The organism is Leeuwenhoekiella sp. ZYFB001, from assembly GCF_011784865.1.
Lineage (GTDB): Bacteria > Bacteroidota > Bacteroidia > Flavobacteriales > Flavobacteriaceae > Leeuwenhoekiella > Leeuwenhoekiella palythoae.
Genome location: NZ_CP050460.1, coordinates 1,752,827 through 1,769,102, shown reverse-complemented (window position 1 = coordinate 1,769,102; position 16,276 = coordinate 1,752,827). Strand labels below are relative to the sequence as shown.

The 16,276-nt window shown below is 38.5% G+C and carries 15 protein-coding genes; 9 read left to right on the top strand and 6 right to left on the bottom strand.

What is annotated here, in order from left to right; all coding sequences use genetic code 11:
• Positions 1 to 92: 92 nt before the first annotated feature.
• Complete coding sequence (guaB, locus tag HCN54_RS07765) at positions 93 to 1,565, top strand: IMP dehydrogenase (RefSeq protein ID WP_167597250.1); 1,473 nt, start codon at positions 93 to 95, stop codon at positions 1,563 to 1,565.
• An 80-nt stretch (positions 1,566 to 1,645) separates the two neighbouring features.
• Here guaB and HCN54_RS07760 read toward each other — a convergent pair whose 3' ends face one another.
• Both HCN54_RS07760 and HCN54_RS07755 read right to left on the bottom strand, forming a co-directional pair.
• The gene (locus HCN54_RS07760) at positions 1,646 to 2,191 is read right to left on the bottom strand and encodes an OmpH family outer membrane protein (protein ID WP_167597249.1); all 546 of its coding nucleotides are present in this window, start codon (positions 2,189 to 2,191) and stop codon (positions 1,646 to 1,648) included.
• 149 nt (positions 2,192 to 2,340) lie between these two features.
• Entirely contained in the window at positions 2,341 to 2,577 is a 237-nt protein-coding gene (locus HCN54_RS07755) for a hypothetical protein (RefSeq protein ID WP_167597248.1), read from the bottom strand.
• Between the two features lie 279 nt (positions 2,578 to 2,856).
• On the opposite strand from HCN54_RS07755, the gene HCN54_RS07750 reads away from it, so the two are divergent.
• The 5 genes from HCN54_RS07750 to HCN54_RS07730 all read left to right on the top strand — a co-directional run bounded on the left by HCN54_RS07750 (position 2,857) and on the right by HCN54_RS07730 (position 9,646).
• Positions 2,857 to 3,723 carry a peptidyl-prolyl cis-trans isomerase gene (locus HCN54_RS07750; RefSeq protein ID WP_240924962.1) on the top strand — a complete coding sequence of 289 codons (867 nt, stop codon included), beginning with the start codon at positions 2,857 to 2,859 and terminating at the stop codon, positions 3,721 to 3,723.
• A complete protein-coding gene (locus HCN54_RS07745; RefSeq protein ID WP_240924961.1) occupies positions 3,707 to 5,131 on the top strand; it encodes a peptidylprolyl isomerase in 1,425 nt (474 codons plus the stop codon). Before HCN54_RS07750 ends, HCN54_RS07745 begins: the two co-directional genes overlap by 17 nt.
• 3 nt (positions 5,132 to 5,134) lie before the next feature.
• On the top strand, positions 5,135 to 6,088 hold the full coding sequence (locus HCN54_RS07740) for an AAA family ATPase (protein ID WP_167597246.1): 954 nt from the start codon (positions 5,135 to 5,137) through the stop codon (positions 6,086 to 6,088).
• Positions 6,089 to 6,335: 247 nt separating this feature from the next.
• A complete protein-coding gene (locus HCN54_RS07735) occupies positions 6,336 to 8,600 on the top strand; it encodes an aconitate hydratase (RefSeq protein WP_167597245.1) in 2,265 nt (754 codons plus the stop codon).
• Positions 8,601 to 8,758: 158 nt separating this feature from the next.
• Entirely contained in the window at positions 8,759 to 9,646 is an 888-nt protein-coding gene (locus tag HCN54_RS07730) for a hypothetical protein (RefSeq protein ID WP_167597244.1), read from the top strand.
• A 71-nt stretch (positions 9,647 to 9,717) separates the two neighbouring features.
• Here the strand turns inward: HCN54_RS07730 and HCN54_RS07725 are convergent, their stop codons facing one another.
• Positions 9,718 to 10,452 (bottom strand): XRE family transcriptional regulator, encoded by a 735-nt coding sequence (locus HCN54_RS07725; RefSeq protein ID WP_167597243.1) that lies wholly within the window; start codon positions 10,450 to 10,452, stop codon positions 9,718 to 9,720.
• 387 nt (positions 10,453 to 10,839) lie between these two features.
• Between HCN54_RS07725 and guaA the strand changes: the two genes are divergently transcribed.
• From guaA to HCN54_RS07710, 3 genes are all read left to right on the top strand, one after another.
• Complete coding sequence (guaA, locus tag HCN54_RS07720; RefSeq protein ID WP_167597242.1) at positions 10,840 to 12,372, top strand: glutamine-hydrolyzing GMP synthase; 1,533 nt, start codon at positions 10,840 to 10,842, stop codon at positions 12,370 to 12,372.
• An 80-nt stretch (positions 12,373 to 12,452) separates the two neighbouring features.
• Positions 12,453 to 14,429 carry a LysM peptidoglycan-binding domain-containing protein gene (locus HCN54_RS07715; RefSeq protein WP_167597241.1) on the top strand — a complete coding sequence of 659 codons (1,977 nt, stop codon included), beginning with the start codon at positions 12,453 to 12,455 and terminating at the stop codon, positions 14,427 to 14,429.
• Between the two features lie 4 nt (positions 14,430 to 14,433).
• Positions 14,434 to 14,838, top strand: a complete 405-nt coding sequence (locus HCN54_RS07710) for an OsmC family protein (RefSeq protein WP_167597240.1) — start codon at positions 14,434 to 14,436, stop codon at positions 14,836 to 14,838.
• 104 nt (positions 14,839 to 14,942) lie between these two features.
• Here the strand turns inward: HCN54_RS07710 and rplT are convergent, their stop codons facing one another.
• From rplT to infC, 3 genes are all read right to left on the bottom strand, one after another.
• Complete coding sequence (rplT, locus tag HCN54_RS07705; RefSeq protein ID WP_009780461.1) at positions 14,943 to 15,287, bottom strand: 50S ribosomal protein L20; 345 nt, start codon at positions 15,285 to 15,287, stop codon at positions 14,943 to 14,945.
• Between the two features lie 109 nt (positions 15,288 to 15,396).
• On the bottom strand, positions 15,397 to 15,594 hold the full coding sequence (rpmI, locus tag HCN54_RS07700) for a 50S ribosomal protein L35 (RefSeq protein WP_009780460.1): 198 nt from the start codon (positions 15,592 to 15,594) through the stop codon (positions 15,397 to 15,399).
• Between the two features lie 118 nt (positions 15,595 to 15,712).
• A complete protein-coding gene (gene infC, locus HCN54_RS07695; RefSeq protein ID WP_072979225.1) occupies positions 15,713 to 16,264 on the bottom strand; it encodes a translation initiation factor IF-3 in 552 nt (183 codons plus the stop codon).
• Positions 16,265 to 16,276 lie beyond the last annotated feature (12 nt).

Sequence of the window (16,276 nt, the reverse complement as noted above, 5' to 3'; positions counted from 1 at the left end):
TTAAATTAGGCATAGCCTTTTATTAAAATTCATTTTACACCAAAGTTTGAGATTTTAGCAGTATATTTGCACGCAATTAAATCCTAATTGCAATGACAGCTCACGAAACAAAAATACTGGGAGAAGGTCTTACTTACGATGACGTACTCTTAGTTCCTGCTTATTCTGAGGTGCTTCCAAGAGAAGTAAATATTCAGTCAAAATTTTCTAAAAACATCACGCTTAATGTGCCAATCGTTTCTGCAGCGATGGATACCGTGACCGAATCAAGTATGGCGATCGCTATTGCTCGTGAAGGTGGTATTGGGGTGTTGCATAAAAATATGACTATTGAGCAGCAAGCTGTTAAAGTGCGTCGTGTAAAACGTGCCGAAAGCGGGATGATCATTGATCCGGTAACGCTTAATAAAGAAGCTAAAGTTAAAGATGCTAAGCGTCTGATGGCAGAGCATAGCATTGGCGGGATTCCTATTGTGGATTCTGAAGGTCACCTTGAAGGAATCGTAACAAATAGAGATTTGCGCTTTGAGAAAGACAACGAGCGTGCTATTGTTGAGGTAATGACTTCAGAAAATCTTATTACTACTTCTGAAGGGACTTCGTTAGCGGAGGCCGAAGTGATCTTGCAGGAAAATAAGATCGAAAAACTTCCGGTTGTTACAAAAGATAACAAGCTTATAGGTCTAATAACCTTTAGAGATATTACAAAACTTACACAAAAACCTATTGCTAATAAAGATACCTACGGAAGATTGCGCGTTGCCGCTGCTGTAGGTGTTACTGCTGATGCTGTTGAGCGTGTTGAGGCACTTGTAAATGCCGGAGTGGATGCTGTGGTGATCGATACAGCACACGGACATACGCAAGGTGTGGTTCGTGTTTTGCAAAGTGTAAAAGAAAAGTTTCCTGCACTTGATGTTGTAGTAGGAAATATCGCTACTGCCGCAGCTGCTAAATATCTAGTGGAAGCAGGTGCCGATGCGGTTAAGGTAGGTATAGGACCCGGTTCTATCTGTACAACACGTGTTGTGGCAGGTGTTGGTTTTCCTCAATTTAGCGCGGTTTTAGAAGTAGCAGCAGCTCTAAAAGGTACCGGGATACCGGTAATCGCAGATGGAGGAATTCGCTATACAGGAGATATTCCTAAAGCGATCGCTGCCGGTGCAGACTGTGTAATGCTTGGTTCTTTGCTTGCGGGTACTAAGGAGTCTCCGGGAGAAACCATCATTTATGAAGGTAGAAAATATAAAACCTATCGCGGAATGGGTTCTGTAGAAGCTATGAAAACAGGTTCAAAAGATCGTTATTTTCAAGATGTTGAAGATGATATTAAGAAATTGGTACCGGAAGGAATTGTAGGCCGTGTTCCTTATAAAGGCGAACTTTATGAAAGCGTGCATCAATTTATAGGTGGTCTAAGAGCCGGAATGGGATATTGCGGAGCCAAAGATGTTGAAGCTTTAAAAGAAAATGGACGTTTTGTAAAAATCACGTCAAGTGGTATTCACGAGAGTCATCCGCACGATGTGACCATTACTAAAGAATCACCAAATTATAGCAGATAAACCTCAAGCTATACTAGCTAGGATGAAGCATAAAAAAAGGGAGCAATTTGCTCCCTTTTTTTATGTGATAGATTGCCGTATTAATTCTGAGTAGGCAAGGCAGTTTGGTCTTGTTGACCTTGTACTTTTAAAGTAACTCCTAGCTTATCTGCTACGGCTTGTGTTAAATCGTGAGCAGGGTCAAAGTAAGCTACGCCGGCATTAAGCGTTAACACCTGAGAGTAGTTTTGCTCTTGTGCAACTTGATTGAGTGCTTGACCTACTTTTTGGTATAAAGGCTGCATCAATTCATTTTGTCTGATTGAGATCAACCCTTGAGAATTTTGTCTAAAACGCTGAATATCTTGTTCCATACCAACGATTTCTTCTTGTTTAGTTTGCTTGTCTTCCTCTGAAGCTGTTGCCTCAGCATCCTGATAAGCGGTTACAGCGGTTTGATATTTAGTCACTAAATCTTTAAACTGTTTTTCTAATTCAGCATTATAAGCCTCTAAGTCTTTTTGTACTTGTGCTACTTCATCAAGGCTTGAGATCACTAAATCGCTGTCGATGGTTCCAACTTTTGTTTGAGCCAGCGCAGAAAAGCTGATAAAACAAGCTACTAGGGGTAAGAAAATTTTTTTCATTTTAAATTGAATTTTGCCTGTTTGTGCTAGGCGATTGTTTGTAATACAGTTAATTTTTAAAAAAATTACGCGCAAAGATATAAAAGCTTGAATGCTATCAAAGTATTTTTTAACACCTTAGCCTCAAAGCAAAACTTTAAGCGCAAGCTTTAATCACAAAATTCCCCACGATGTGGTTTTAAAGCATCGCGCACGGCAGGCATTTGTGCTTTAGAAACTATAAAATACGCGATAGCGTATAATTCAGATTTCTGCTCAACGCCTGTTTCATTAACCTTCAGGTCGTGCGCAGTCTTATACTCATCTAAATGAATGACGTGGTGTTCTGCGATTTTAAAAGCATCAGGACCTCTAAAATCCCATATCAGTTTTATTCTTTGTTCCATAAAATAGAGTCAATAGGTGTGCCAAAATTAAAGGTCATTGCGTACGATGACCGGAGCAAAATTACCCATAAGCTTTTTCAATTCTTCAGATTTAGAGTAGATTAATTCGTTTTTAGATGGCTTAAGAATAAGTTTGAGATCTATCTTGTAGGCTTTCAGTGATTTATGAAATAATCAGTTCTGCATGAGAATTCTTAATTTTGCAATTCTGTAAAACATTTGCAACAGAGGTCTCAAGTTGTAGTCTTTGAGAGAGACTTTTGAGTTGGTTTAAGTGATATGTCTAGATTTATAATGCGTTTTAGTATACTCGTGCTTTTTGCCGGCCTTGTGGTTTCTTGTGATCTTTTGGGGTCAAAAGTACCTGCCGGTGTTCCTGTTGCGCGAGTGGGTAATGCTTATTTGTATAAGGAAGATATAGAGAAGTTGATCACTGCAGAAATGTCTCCGGAAGACAGCATCACCTTAGTGAATGGTTACATCAATCGCTGGGCGACTAAGCGATTACTCGTAGATAATGCACAGCGCAACATCACGCTAGACGAGCAAGACCGATTGAACAATCTGGTAGAACAGTATAAACTAGATTTGTTTTCGCAGGCCTACAAAGACGCTTTGGTTACGCGTAGCTTGGACAGCAGTATTACAGATGCTGAGGCTTCACAATTTTATACTGAAAATAAAGAGAATTTTAAGCTGAATGAATCCCTACTCAAACTGCGGTACATTGAGATGGGAGAGAATGATTATAATGAAGATGAAATAAAAAAGCGTTTTACGCGCTTTAATGCTAAAGACAAGCGTTTTTTAGACTCTATTTCGGTTCAGTTTAGAGCACAATATTTAAATGACAGTACCTGGATAAGTCTAGATAAGGTTATTGCTAAAATTCCTCCGGTAAATGTTGAAAACAGTGACCAGCTACTAAATAAAACCGAATTTTTACAACTGCGTGATTCATTAGGATTATATTTGATCGCAGTTAATGATCGCCTTGATCGCAATGATGACGCGCCATTAGAATATGTGTTGCCAACGGTGAAGCAAATTCTTCTTAACCGAAGAAAACTAGATTTGATAAAACAATTAGAAAAGGATATTACTAAGGATGCAATTAAAAACAAACAATTTGAACTGTATAACTAAAGCTTTTGCGCTCTTTCTTTTGTGTAGTATGTGGTCAGGCTTGACCGCACAAGAAATCATTGATACAGACGCCGCTGGCGATACTGCTAAAAATGAGGATAAACCGCTTACATCAGGAACCACGTTTAAAGTAGATGGTGTGGCAGCTGTGGTTGGAGAATATGTAATTCTAGAAAGCGACATTCAGCAAGCAATCGAATCACTCAAACAGCAAAAAGTAGAAGGTCAAGATCTATCTACGTGTAGCGTGATGGATAAACTGATGGAAGATAAGCTTTATGCGCATCACGCAGTGATTGATAGTGTGATGATCAACGAAGAGCAAGTGCGCTCGTATACCCAACAGCAGATAGATTATTTTATCAATCAGTTAGGCTCTGAGGAGAAAGTATTGAAGTTCTACCGTAAAGAAAAAATGAGCGATCTTAAAAAGGAGCTTTTGGAACTTAACCGCAATCAGGAATTGGCTAAAGCCATGCAGCAAAATATTGTTGAAGAGATAGAGGTAACTCCAGAAGAGATCAGATCGTATTACAAAGAATTAGAAGAAGATGGGCTGCCACAATTTGGTGTGGAGCTTGAAGTTTCAAAAATTCAGATCATTCCAGATGTACCTCAGGAGGAGAAGCAGAAAGTAATTGATCAGCTTAACGGATACAGAACAGATATTCTTGAGAACGGAAGCAGCTTTGCTACCAAAGCGGTGTTGTGGTCTGAGGATGAATCAACCCGTGGTGACGGTGGTCTAATTAGAGATGTAGATCGCAAATCACAGTTTGTTAAAGAATTTAGAGATGTGGCCTTTAGTTTACAGGAGGGTGAAGTAAGTAAGCCTTTTGAGACTGAATTTGGTTATCATATTATAAAGGTGGAAAAAATACGTGGTCAAAAAATTGATCTTCGTCATATTTTAAGAATCCCTAAAGTGACTGCTGCTGCAGAAAACGCTGCAAAAGACGAAATCGAAAAAATTAGAAAACGCATTGAAGATGGCGAGATCACTTTCGCGGAAGCTGCACGTGAATTTTCAGATGAAAAAGAAACGGCTAGCGACGGCGGGATTATGATCAATCCTGTGACACAAGACCGTATGTTTGAGCTTAAAAACCTTCCGCCAGAATTATATCCTAAGGTTCAAAATCTAAAAGAGGGAGAAGTTTCAATAGCTTTTAATAATCCTACGCGTACGGGAAAAACACGTTATGAGATTTATACCGTTTCTGATCGTATTGAAGAACACGAAGCAGATTTTGCGATTGATTACGTAAAAATTAAAAACTTCGCTTTACAAGCTAAACGTATCAAAGCCATTGAAAAATGGAAGAATGAAAAAATAGCGGAAACCTATATTAAATTAAACGGAGATTATAGAACTTGCGATTATAGTAGCAACTGGATAAAACAATAAACTATGTCAGACGCTAAGGCAATTGATGCGCTGGTCACCCGTTATCAAGATTTAAAAAAAGAAATAGGTCGCGTAATCATTGGTCAGCACGAGGTTGTAGATCAAATCGTCATTTCAATTTTTAGTGGCGGTCACGCGCTGTTAATAGGTGTTCCGGGGTTGGCTAAGACATTAATGGTCAACACGATTGCGCAAGCCTTAGGTTTAGATTTTAAACGAATTCAGTTTACGCCAGATTTGATGCCTAGCGATATTGTAGGTGCAGAAATTCTTGACGAATCCCGCAATTTTAAATTCCTTAAAGGACCTGTTTTTGCTAATATTGTTCTTGCAGATGAAATCAACCGTACACCGCCTAAAACACAGGCTGCGCTTTTAGAAGCGATGCAAGAAAAAGCGGTTACTGTAGCCGGTAAACAATATCCTTTAGATAAACCCTACTTCGTCTTAGCGACGCAAAACCCTATTGAGCAGGAGGGAACCTATCCCTTGCCGGAAGCTCAGTTAGATCGTTTTATGTTTGCGATTAATCTTGTTTATCCCAGCTATGAAGAAGAGGTAGCTATCGTCAAAGCGACTACGGCAGATATTCAAGTGTCGGTAAAGCCTCTGTTCACTGCAGCTGATATTGTAAATTATCAGCAGCTCATAAGACGAATTCCTGTTGCAGATAATGTTGTTGAATATGCGGTTGCATTAGTGGGTAAAACACGCCCTGATTCAACAAGTGCACCTCAGATCGTAAAAGATTATATTGATTGGGGGGCAGGTCCTAGAGCTTCGCAGAACTTAATTCTTGCTGCAAAAACGCACGCTGCGATCCAAGGGAAATATTCTCCTGATATCGAAGATGTAAAAGCCGTAGCTCAAGGTATTTTAGGGCACCGTTTATTGAAGAACTATAAGGCTGAGGCCGAAGGCTTAACCCTTAAAAAAATCATAAAAAGCCTGCTCTAGAGTAATATAGAAAGACTCTAAATAATTGCCTGAGGTCTTTTTTTATTAACATTTGACTTCTAACTACCTAATAATCATAATTAAGCAACGAAATCGATATATTCTTGAGGTAAATTGCAATAAGTTTAGCATTTACAAGCATTGCCTTAATCTATATGTCGGCTTCCTAAATTCTTCGCTTTTTCGTAATTTTAGCGCCGCTTTCAAGCGCAATTAATTTACAATTTCAATTAACTAAAATTTAGATATGGCATTTGATATCGATATGATCAAATCGGTTTACAGTATGGTGGCAGAGCGTGTTGACGCCGCTCGAGAAATTACCGGTAAGCCTTTAACACTGGCAGAAAAAATATTATACTCTCACCTTTGGGATGGTAAAACTGATAAGGCATTTGTACGTGGTAAAGATTACGTAGATTTTGCTCCAGATCGTATCGCTTGTCAGGATGCTACAGCTCAGATGGCGCTTTTGCAGTTTATGCAAGCAGGAAAAAAAGAGGTTGCCGTGCCTACCACTGTGCATTGTGATCACTTAATTCAAGCAAAGCAAGGTGCTCAGAAGGATTTAAAACGTGCTAATGAAACGAGCAACGAAGTTTTTGATTTCTTAGAGTCCGTTTCTAATAAATACGGAATTGGTTTCTGGAAGCCGGGTGCAGGTATTATTCACCAAGTAGTTTTAGAAAATTATGCATTTCCTGGAGGAATGATGATTGGTACTGATAGTCATACGGTAAATGCCGGAGGTCTTGGTATGGTTGCTATTGGTGTAGGTGGTGCTGATGCTGTCGATGTAATGGCCGGAATGCCGTGGGAACTTAAATTTCCAAAATTAATTGGAGTTAAATTAACAGGTGAACTAAACGGTTGGACTGCTTCTAAAGATGTTATTCTTAAAGTGGCAGGTATTCTAACTGTAAAAGGTGGTACTGGCGCTATTGTTGAATATTTTGGCCCGGGTGCTAAAAACCTTTCAGCAACTGGTAAAGGAACCATTTGTAATATGGGTGCAGAAATTGGTGCAACCACGTCTACATTTGGTTATGATGAATCTATGGAGCGTTTCTTACGTGCTACAGATCGTGCAGATGTTGCTGACGCAGCAAATGAGATCAAAGAATATTTAACAGGTGACGACGAGGTATATGCTAATCCTGAGCAGTATTTTGATGAAGTAATTGAAATTAACCTTTCAGAATTACGCCCACACCTTAATGGTCCTTTTACTCCAGATTTAGCTACTCCGGTAGGAGAACTAGGAGAAAAGGCAGCTAAAAATGACTGGCCAATTAAAGTTGATTGGGGTCTGATAGGTTCTTGTACAAACTCTTCTTATGAAGATTTATCAAGAGCAGCTTCTATCGCGCAGCAAGCGATTGACAAGAAATTAAAACCTAAGAGTGATTTTGGTATCAACCCGGGATCAGAGCAAATTCGTTACACTGCAGAGCGTGACGGTTTGTTAGAGGTTTTTGAGAATTTAGGAGCGACTATTTTTACAAATGCCTGCGGACCTTGTATTGGTCAGTGGGATCGTAGTGATCGTAAAGGGGAAGAGAAAAACACTATTGTGCACTCTTTCAACCGAAACTTCTCAAAACGTGCCGATGGTAACCCAAATACGCACGCATTTGTAGGTTCTCCAGAAATGGTTGCAGCTATTGCTATTTCAGGACGTTTAGATTTTGATCCATTAAATGATACACTGATCAACGAAGATGGAGAAGAAGTGAAATTAGACGTACCTGTAGGTTTAGAATTGCCTACTAAAGGTTTTGCTGTTGAAGAAAACGGGTATTTAGCACCTACCGAAGACGGAAGTAAAGTTGAAGTAAAAGTTGCTACAGACAGCGAGCGTTTACAGTTGCTAACTCCATTTGTTCCTATTAAGGACTCAGAGTTAAAAGAAGTAAAACTTCTTATCAAAGCCTTCGGAAAATGTACGACAGACCACATTTCTATGGCGGGACCTTGGTTACGTTACCGTGGACATCTTGATAATATTTCAAATAACTGTCTGATTGGTGCTGTAAATGCATACAATAAGAAGACTAACTTTGTAAAAAGTCAATTGACAGGCGAGTATGGCGGTGTGCCAGATACACAACGTGAGTACAAAGCTAAAGGAATCAAAACCATTGTTGTTGGAGATCATAACTATGGTGAAGGTTCTTCTCGTGAGCACGCTGCAATGGAGCCACGTCATCTTGGTGTAGCTGCAGTATTGGTTAAATCTTTTGCACGTATTCACGAAACAAACCTTAAGAAACAAGGAATGTTAGGATTGACTTTTGCTAACGAAAATGACTATGATCTGATTCAGGAAGATGATACATTCAGCTTCTTAGATATCGAAGAATTTGCTCCAGACAAGCCGTTAACAATCGAGGTAACACACGCTGACGGAAGCAAAGACACGATTAAAGCAAATCATACTTATAATGATGCGCAAATCGCTTGGTATCGTGAAGGTTCTGCTTTAAATCTTATCAAAAAGCAAAACGCTTAATAGATTATATTAAAATAGTATTAAACCAAACCACAATTTTGTGGTTTGGTTTTTTTGTTCCCTTTATTTGCGGAAATGATTGTCTGAAGCAAATGAAATTTTTTAAACAGAACATCGTTTTACATTTCAGAAACAACTTAAACTATAAAAAAATTCTTATGAAAAAAATAAACCTTTTACTACTTGCAGTTTTGGCGATATTCGCTTCGTGCTCAGGTGATGACACCGTAGCAAGATCTACGGTGACTATTGATATTTCTGGTCTTGAGCGCTTAGAAAATGGTGCTGAATACCAGGCTTGGATCTCTAATGGTGCCGAAGTGATCTCACTAGGTAGATTTACTGATGTAAATTTCCCTAAAAGTTTTGAAGCACTTACCGGAGATGTTGAAGGTGCTACGCAATTTTTGTTAAGCGTAGAACCGGGCAATGATTCCAGTGCAGAAATTAGTCAGTCTATTTTGCTGAGTGGAGAATTTGTTGGGAATGCAGCTACGGTTGACGTTTCTCAAAATTTTGGTTCGTATACCAGCGCGTCTGGTCAGTTTGTGCTTCAAACGCCTACAGATAATGTGAGCACTAATGAAAACAGCGGACTTTATTGGTATGTACCTGCAACAGGACAACCGGGGTTAAAATTACCTACTTTACCGGCAGGATGGAAATACGAAGGTTGGGTAACCGTTCCGGGGGCTAGTGGTGACGTGGATCTTTCTACAGGAAGGTTTACTAACGTGAACAATGCTGATGAATCAGATCCTTTCAGTTTGAACATAAACCCTGCACCCGATTTTCCGGGTGAGGATTTCATTAATGAAAATGTGTTGAGCGCATACGGAGTAAATACATTGCCTAACCTAGTAGGAAAGCAAGTATTTATCACTATTCAGCCTATTTTTGACAACACCAGCAGCTCTTCTTCCATCAGTCCATTTGTATTGCGTCCTCTTGTAGGTACTGTGACACAGGAAGCAGGATCTAGTGTAACGAATACAATGCAAATAAACACAGCATCTTTTCCGGTAGGTCGTGTGACACGTGATTAATTCTGTGATTATCTTAAAATAAAAAAACCGGCTAATTGCCGGTTTTTTTATTGGTTATAGTTTAGTAACGCTTAAACTAATTTATTGATTTTTTCAATAAGCTTGCTCATATCACTTTGAAGCTTGTCAACCTGACTTTCTAAATGCTGCACACGTTTATTCGCATCCATATCCACAACATTTAACGAGCTTGTGATTTTACCTCTAACCACTAATATTTCAAGAATATTTTTAAGGTCATAGCTCACACTTTCGTACTTGCTGTTATCGCTTATCAATATTATGGCATCGTTAGGTAAATCTTTTTTTATACGTTTGGTTAAAACCGATTTTGCAGTTACAATTACCGCTACAGAACCGTCTAAAATTTCGTTTAGATCATCTGTATGTTGTGTAATAAGAATATCACCGTGCATTAGGGTAGGCATCATACTGTCACCTTCAACTTCAAAAAGTTTTTGACCTTTTGAAGGTTCGTAGCCCGGCAGTTTAAACATGTCTAAGGTTGACATCCATTGTTCATTATCACGGTTTTCAATAAAACCTGCTCGAGCTTCCACATTAATTAATGGTACAAATCCATTAGTTGAGTTCATCATAATAGAATTATGAGAACCTTTTAAAATGCGATCTGTAGGAACGCTGTACAATTTACTAAGCGTGAGCAAGTGTTCGGTCGTGATTGAATTCTGACCGTTTTCAATTAAAGAATAGGCGCCCTGAGTGATACCGAGTTCTTCGGCTACTTTCTTTTGTGAAAGCGAAGCACCTTCCCTGAGGGATTTAAGTTGTTTTGATACTGACATTTTAGATTAGGTTTAGGGAACATCTAATTTCTTCAAATATAAAGATTAAATAAGATAATATTGTTTTTAATTATATTTTTAAGCAATAATTCTATTTTTCCAAGATAACTGAAGAACTAATACGTTTAAATTCTTAAAAAACGTTAAATAGTGATAATATAATAATGATAAGATGATTTTCTGTAAGATTTAACCGTTTAAAAAGACAGTGCAAAAGTTATTTATCGATAGAATAGCTTTGATAGTCTATCTACAAAAAGAAATTGAGATTATGCTAAAAAATTGAATTTCAAGTAGCTAATATAGCCGGAAGATTGTTGACTAAATTGTGCAAAAGAACCTTAGGTTTTGATGTTTTGAAAATAGATAGAAATGCTATTTTTGTTTATGCAAAATAACGTACTCATTCTAGATTTCGGATCGCAGTATACCCAGTTAATCGCCAGACGTATACGGGAACTCAATATCTTCTGCGAGATCAAACCATTCAACAATTTACCTGAAGATTTAAGCAGCTATAAAGCTGTGATTTTATCAGGCTCTCCATCATCAGTTAGAGCAGAAGATGCTCCGCACCCTGATTTATCTCAAATTAGAGGGAAAAAGCCTTTGCTAGGGGTATGCTATGGAGCGCAATATTTGGCGCATTTTCACGGTGGTGAAGTGGGGCAGTCCAATACCAGAGAATACGGTAGAGCTAATCTTTCTATGATTAAAGAGGATGAAGCGTTTTTTGAAGGTGTAGAAGTAGGAAGCCAAGTTTGGATGAGCCACAGTGATACGATTAAAGCTTTGCCTGAAGGTTCGGTGAAACTTGCAAGTACGCACGATGTGGAAAACGCGGCTTACAGAATAGGAGGAGAAGAGACCTACGCAATTCAATTTCACCCAGAAGTATACCACTCTACAGACGGTAAGAAGATTTTAGAGAATTTCTTGATTAATATTGCTAAGGTTGAACAAACCTGGACTCCCGATAGCTTTGTTGAAAGCACTGTAGCGCAATTAAAGAAAAAGGTAGGTTCAGATAAAGTGATCTTAGGCTTGTCTGGCGGAGTAGATAGTTCAGTTGCAGCAATGCTTTTGCACAAAGCGATTGGCAAAAACCTGCACTGTATTTTTGTAAATAACGGACTGCTTAGAAAGAATGAATTCCATGACGTATTGCAACAATATGAAGGCATGGGGTTGAATGTAAAAGGCGTTGATGCTTCTGATCGTTTTTTAAGTGCATTAGCAGGTAAGAGCGATCCTGAAGAGAAGCGTAAAACCATCGGTCGTGTATTCATTGAAGTTTTTGATGATGAAGCGCATATGGTTGAGGATGCAAAATGGCTGGCTCAGGGTACGATCTACCCTGATGTGATCGAGTCTGTTTCGGCTACCGGAGGGCCTTCGGCAACAATAAAGTCGCATCATAATGTAGGCGGTCTACCAGATTTTATGAAGCTTAAAGTGGTGGAGCCTTTGCGAATGCTTTTTAAAGATGAAGTTCGCCGAGTGGGTGCAAGTATGGATATGAACCCTACTTTATTAGGAAGGCATCCATTCCCTGGACCTGGCCTTGCCATTAGGATTCTTGGAGATATAACACCAGAGAAAGTACGTATTCTTCAAGAGGTTGATGCTATATTCATAAACGGATTACGTGATTGGGGATTATATGATCAGGTGTGGCAAGCCGGTGCTATGTTGCTGCCTGTGGATTCTGTTGGTGTTATGGGAGACGAGCGTACTTATGAAAAATGTGTTGCCTTGCGTGCGGTAGAAAGTACAGATGGGATGACCGCAGATTGGGTAAATCTGCCTTATAATTTTCTTCAAAAAGTTTCAAATGATATAATAAATAAGGTTAAAGGCGTTAATAGAGTAGTCTATGACATCAGTTCTAAACCACCCGCCACGATTGAGTGGGAATAGAAGATTTAACAGCGTTTAAAACTCATTTATATGGCAATACCTCATAATTTTATGAGGTATTGGTGTAAAAAATAAACACAATGAAAAACATATCAATTCTTTTCGTAGTCATCTTTGTAGTGTTCAGTTGCTCGAGTATTGGGCAGCAAAAATATGCAAGTCATCAAGTACGGGAAGGCGAAACAGTTTCTAGTATTGCCAACAAATACAACGTTACGGTTTATGAAATTTATAGACTGAATCCTGAAGCTAAAAGCAAATTGTATCCTGGTCTGGTCTTGATTTTACCGGGAGGCGAGTCAGCACCGGGCGGATCAGAAATTTCTGCAGACGGAAAGTTTATACTACACACGGTGGCTAAAGGCGAGACATTGTATAAGCTGTCTAAAAATTATGATGTGGCTGAGTCAGAGATCAAACGTTATAACAAGCATCTTTACAGCGCAGAGTTGAGAAGAGGCGAAACGGTAAAAATTCCTAATACTAGTGAAGCTGTAGCAGAAGACGATTCTACTAAACCAGCGGTGACCAACAGAAAGCATATTGTAAAATCTAAAGAGACTAAATACGGTCTTGCTTCTATGTACGGTATTACCATTGCTGAATTGGAGCAAATGAACCCGGAAATTAAAGAGGGCTTGCAAATAGGAACTATTTTAAATGTTCCGGATAAATCATATGCTAAAGATGCGGTGCTTGAAGAGAGTAAGTATGGTTTTTATGAGGTTAAACCCAAAGAAAACTTTTTTCGACTTACCCAACGCTGGGATATGACCGAAGATGAATTGATCGCTTTAAATCCTTCTTTAAACGACGGACTTAAAAGCGGAATGATTTTAAAGCTTCCGAAGGAAAAACTTAGTAATACTGCTCTTGACGTTACCGGCGAGGCTACACGTTTAGCGGATAATTTAACTAACAGATCAACCAAGAATATCGCCGTGATGTTGCCTTTTAATCTTGGTAAAACAGTTGTAGATACAGGTGATGTTCGAAAAAAAGTACTCAAAAATGATCGGGTAATGAATATTGCCCTTGACTTTTATAGTGGAGCATTAATGGCTATTGATTCAGCAAAAGCTTTGGGTATTTCTTCGAATTTATATGTGTTTGATACGCAATATTCGAGAGGAGATGGTAAAGCGGGCAATGATCGTAAAATTGAGCAACTCATCAATAATGGAGATTTTAATAAAATGAATGCTGTTATTGGTCCGTTGCTTACGTCGAATGTCGAAAAAGCAAGTCAGTTATTAAGAGATCGTGCCATACCGGTGGTTTCTCCAATCGTTCCTAATGTAAGTATGCGCTCTAATATGTTTCAATCGCGTCCTGATGATGAGATTTTGAGAGAGCAAATGCTGCGTTACATTAAGCAGGAAGGAAAAGGAAAAAATATAATTGTTATTGCAGATTCTAAAAACACAGGTATTAAGGCGAAACTTTTAGATTTATATCCAAGCGCTAAAGTGGTTTTTCCGGAGTCTTCAGATAGCGGCTATTATCTTAGAGCGAGTAATCTTACCTCTAAACTTTCAGAAACTATAGATAACTGGGTGATTTTAGAAAGTAATGATATTGCGCTAATCAGTAGTGTAACTACAAGCCTGAGTACGCAAGCGGCAAGTAAAAAGATCACTTTATTGACTACAGACAAAGGTTCAGCATATCAGAGTGATGATATTTCAAACATTACCTTAATGCGTCTTAATTTTCATTTCCCTTCTGTAGCGCGTAGCTATACCGAAAATCACGCAGGTTTTGTTCAAGCTTATGCAGATAAATACGGATATGTTCCCAATAGTTATGCGGTGCGCGGTTACGATCTTACTTTTGATACTATTTTGCGTCTTGCGGCTGCAGAAAGTCTTTATGATGCTGCAGATGCGGGTTATATTACACAATACGTTGAGAATAAATTTAAGTATGTGCAGGATCCGGTTTCGGCGGGTTATTTCAATACCGCAGCTTATATTTTAAAATATGGAGAAAATTTAGAGGAAATTGTTGTTGAAATTCCTTCTGAACAAGGATCCTCGTCTTACCTTAAAAACTAAAAGTATGACAAGTAAAGTAGTATATCTGGGGAATTTACGTACCGAATGTGAACACGTTAAATCTGGTAACACGTTTATCACCGATGCTCCAACAGATAATAATGGAAAAGGAGAAGCTTTTTCTCCTACCGATACTGTAGCGACTGCTTTAGCAAGCTGTATGCTTACGGTAATGGGTATTAAGGCTACTCAGATGGAAGATGTGCATATAGACGGTTCTACTGCTGAAGTGACTAAAATAATGAAAGCAGAGCCTCGAAGAATCGCTAGAATAGAAGTGAAGATTAATTTAAAAGGAGTGGCTGATGATAAAAACCGAAAAATTCTAGAAAATACAGCAAGAACGTGTCCCGTATTAAATAGTTTACATCCTGATATGGAAAAGGAAATCATCTTTAACTGGATGTAATTTAGTGGAGATTGTTATAAAATAACATCAATAAAAAAGCCCGATCAATTTGATCGGGCTTTTCATTTCTAAGCGGAAGTATTGTTTAATTAGGCGTTATAGCCTTATTTTACTTTATTTACGATTGCTTCAAAAGCTTCTGGGTGATTCATTGCTAAATCTGCAAGTACCTTACGATTAAGTTCGATGTTTGCAGCTTTAACTTTACCCATAAACTGAGAATAAGACATTCCGTGCATACGAGCACCCGCGTTAATACGAGTGATCCATAACGTACGGAAATTTCTTTTCTTTTGACGACGGTCACGGTATGCATAAAGCATAGCCTTTTCCACCGCATTTTTAGCAACTGTGTAGACGTTTTTACGTCTTCCAAAGTAACCTTTGGCTTGCTTCATTACCTTTTTTCTTCGGGCTCTAGAAGCAACTGAATTTACTGATCTTGGCATAATTTAATTGTTTTTGTAGCAGGCGGGTGACAAGCACCACTTTTAAAACTCTGATTTTTTCGTTTTGCCCAACTCCAGGGTTTATAAAATAATTTAACCGGTTACGTGCTTATTTAAGACGTAACATAATTTTCACGTTATTCTCGTCAGCTTTGTGTACCAAAGTGTCGTGAGTTAACGCTAGCTTACGTTTCTTAGACTTTTTAGTCAAGATGTGACTCTTAAACGCGTGCTTTCTTTTGATTTTACCAGTACCTGTAAGCTTAAAACGCTTTTTAGCACTGCCTTTTGTTTTCATTTTAGGCATAATTCCTAGTTTATTTAATTATTCCGCTTATTACTGTTTGTTGTGATTTTTTTTAATCAAAACAATCCCGGCCTTTCTAAGAAGGTCGGGATTTATATTTTAAAAAGTCTAATGACCTTTATTTACTTTTCTTAGGAGCCATAAACATAATCATACGTTTACCCTCCAATTTTGGCATTTGTTCAACTTTACCATATTCTTCAAGATCTTGTGCTAAACGAAGCAATAAAATCTGACCTTGATCTTTATAGATGATTGAACGCCCTTTAAAGAATACATACGCTTTTAATTTAGCTCCTTCTTCTAAGAACTTCAATGCGTGTTTCTTTTTAAACTCGTAGTCGTGATCGTCTGTGTTAGGACCAAATCTAATTTCCTTTACGACCACTTTAGAAGCTTTAGCTTTAATCGCTTTTTCACGCTTCTTTTGCTCGTAAACAAACTTTTTATAGTCCATTACCTTACAAACCGGTGGATTGGCATTAGGAGAAATCTCCACTAAATCCAATTCCAGTTCTTGAGCGATTTCCAGTGCTTTGCTGGTAGGATAGATATCCATCTCTACATTATCGCCCACAAGGCGCACCTCACGTGCACGAATTTTTTGGTTGATATTGTGTTGGTCTTGCTTTTGGACTCTTGCGGGTCCTCTTGATCTTTTTCTACGTATTGCTATGGCTAT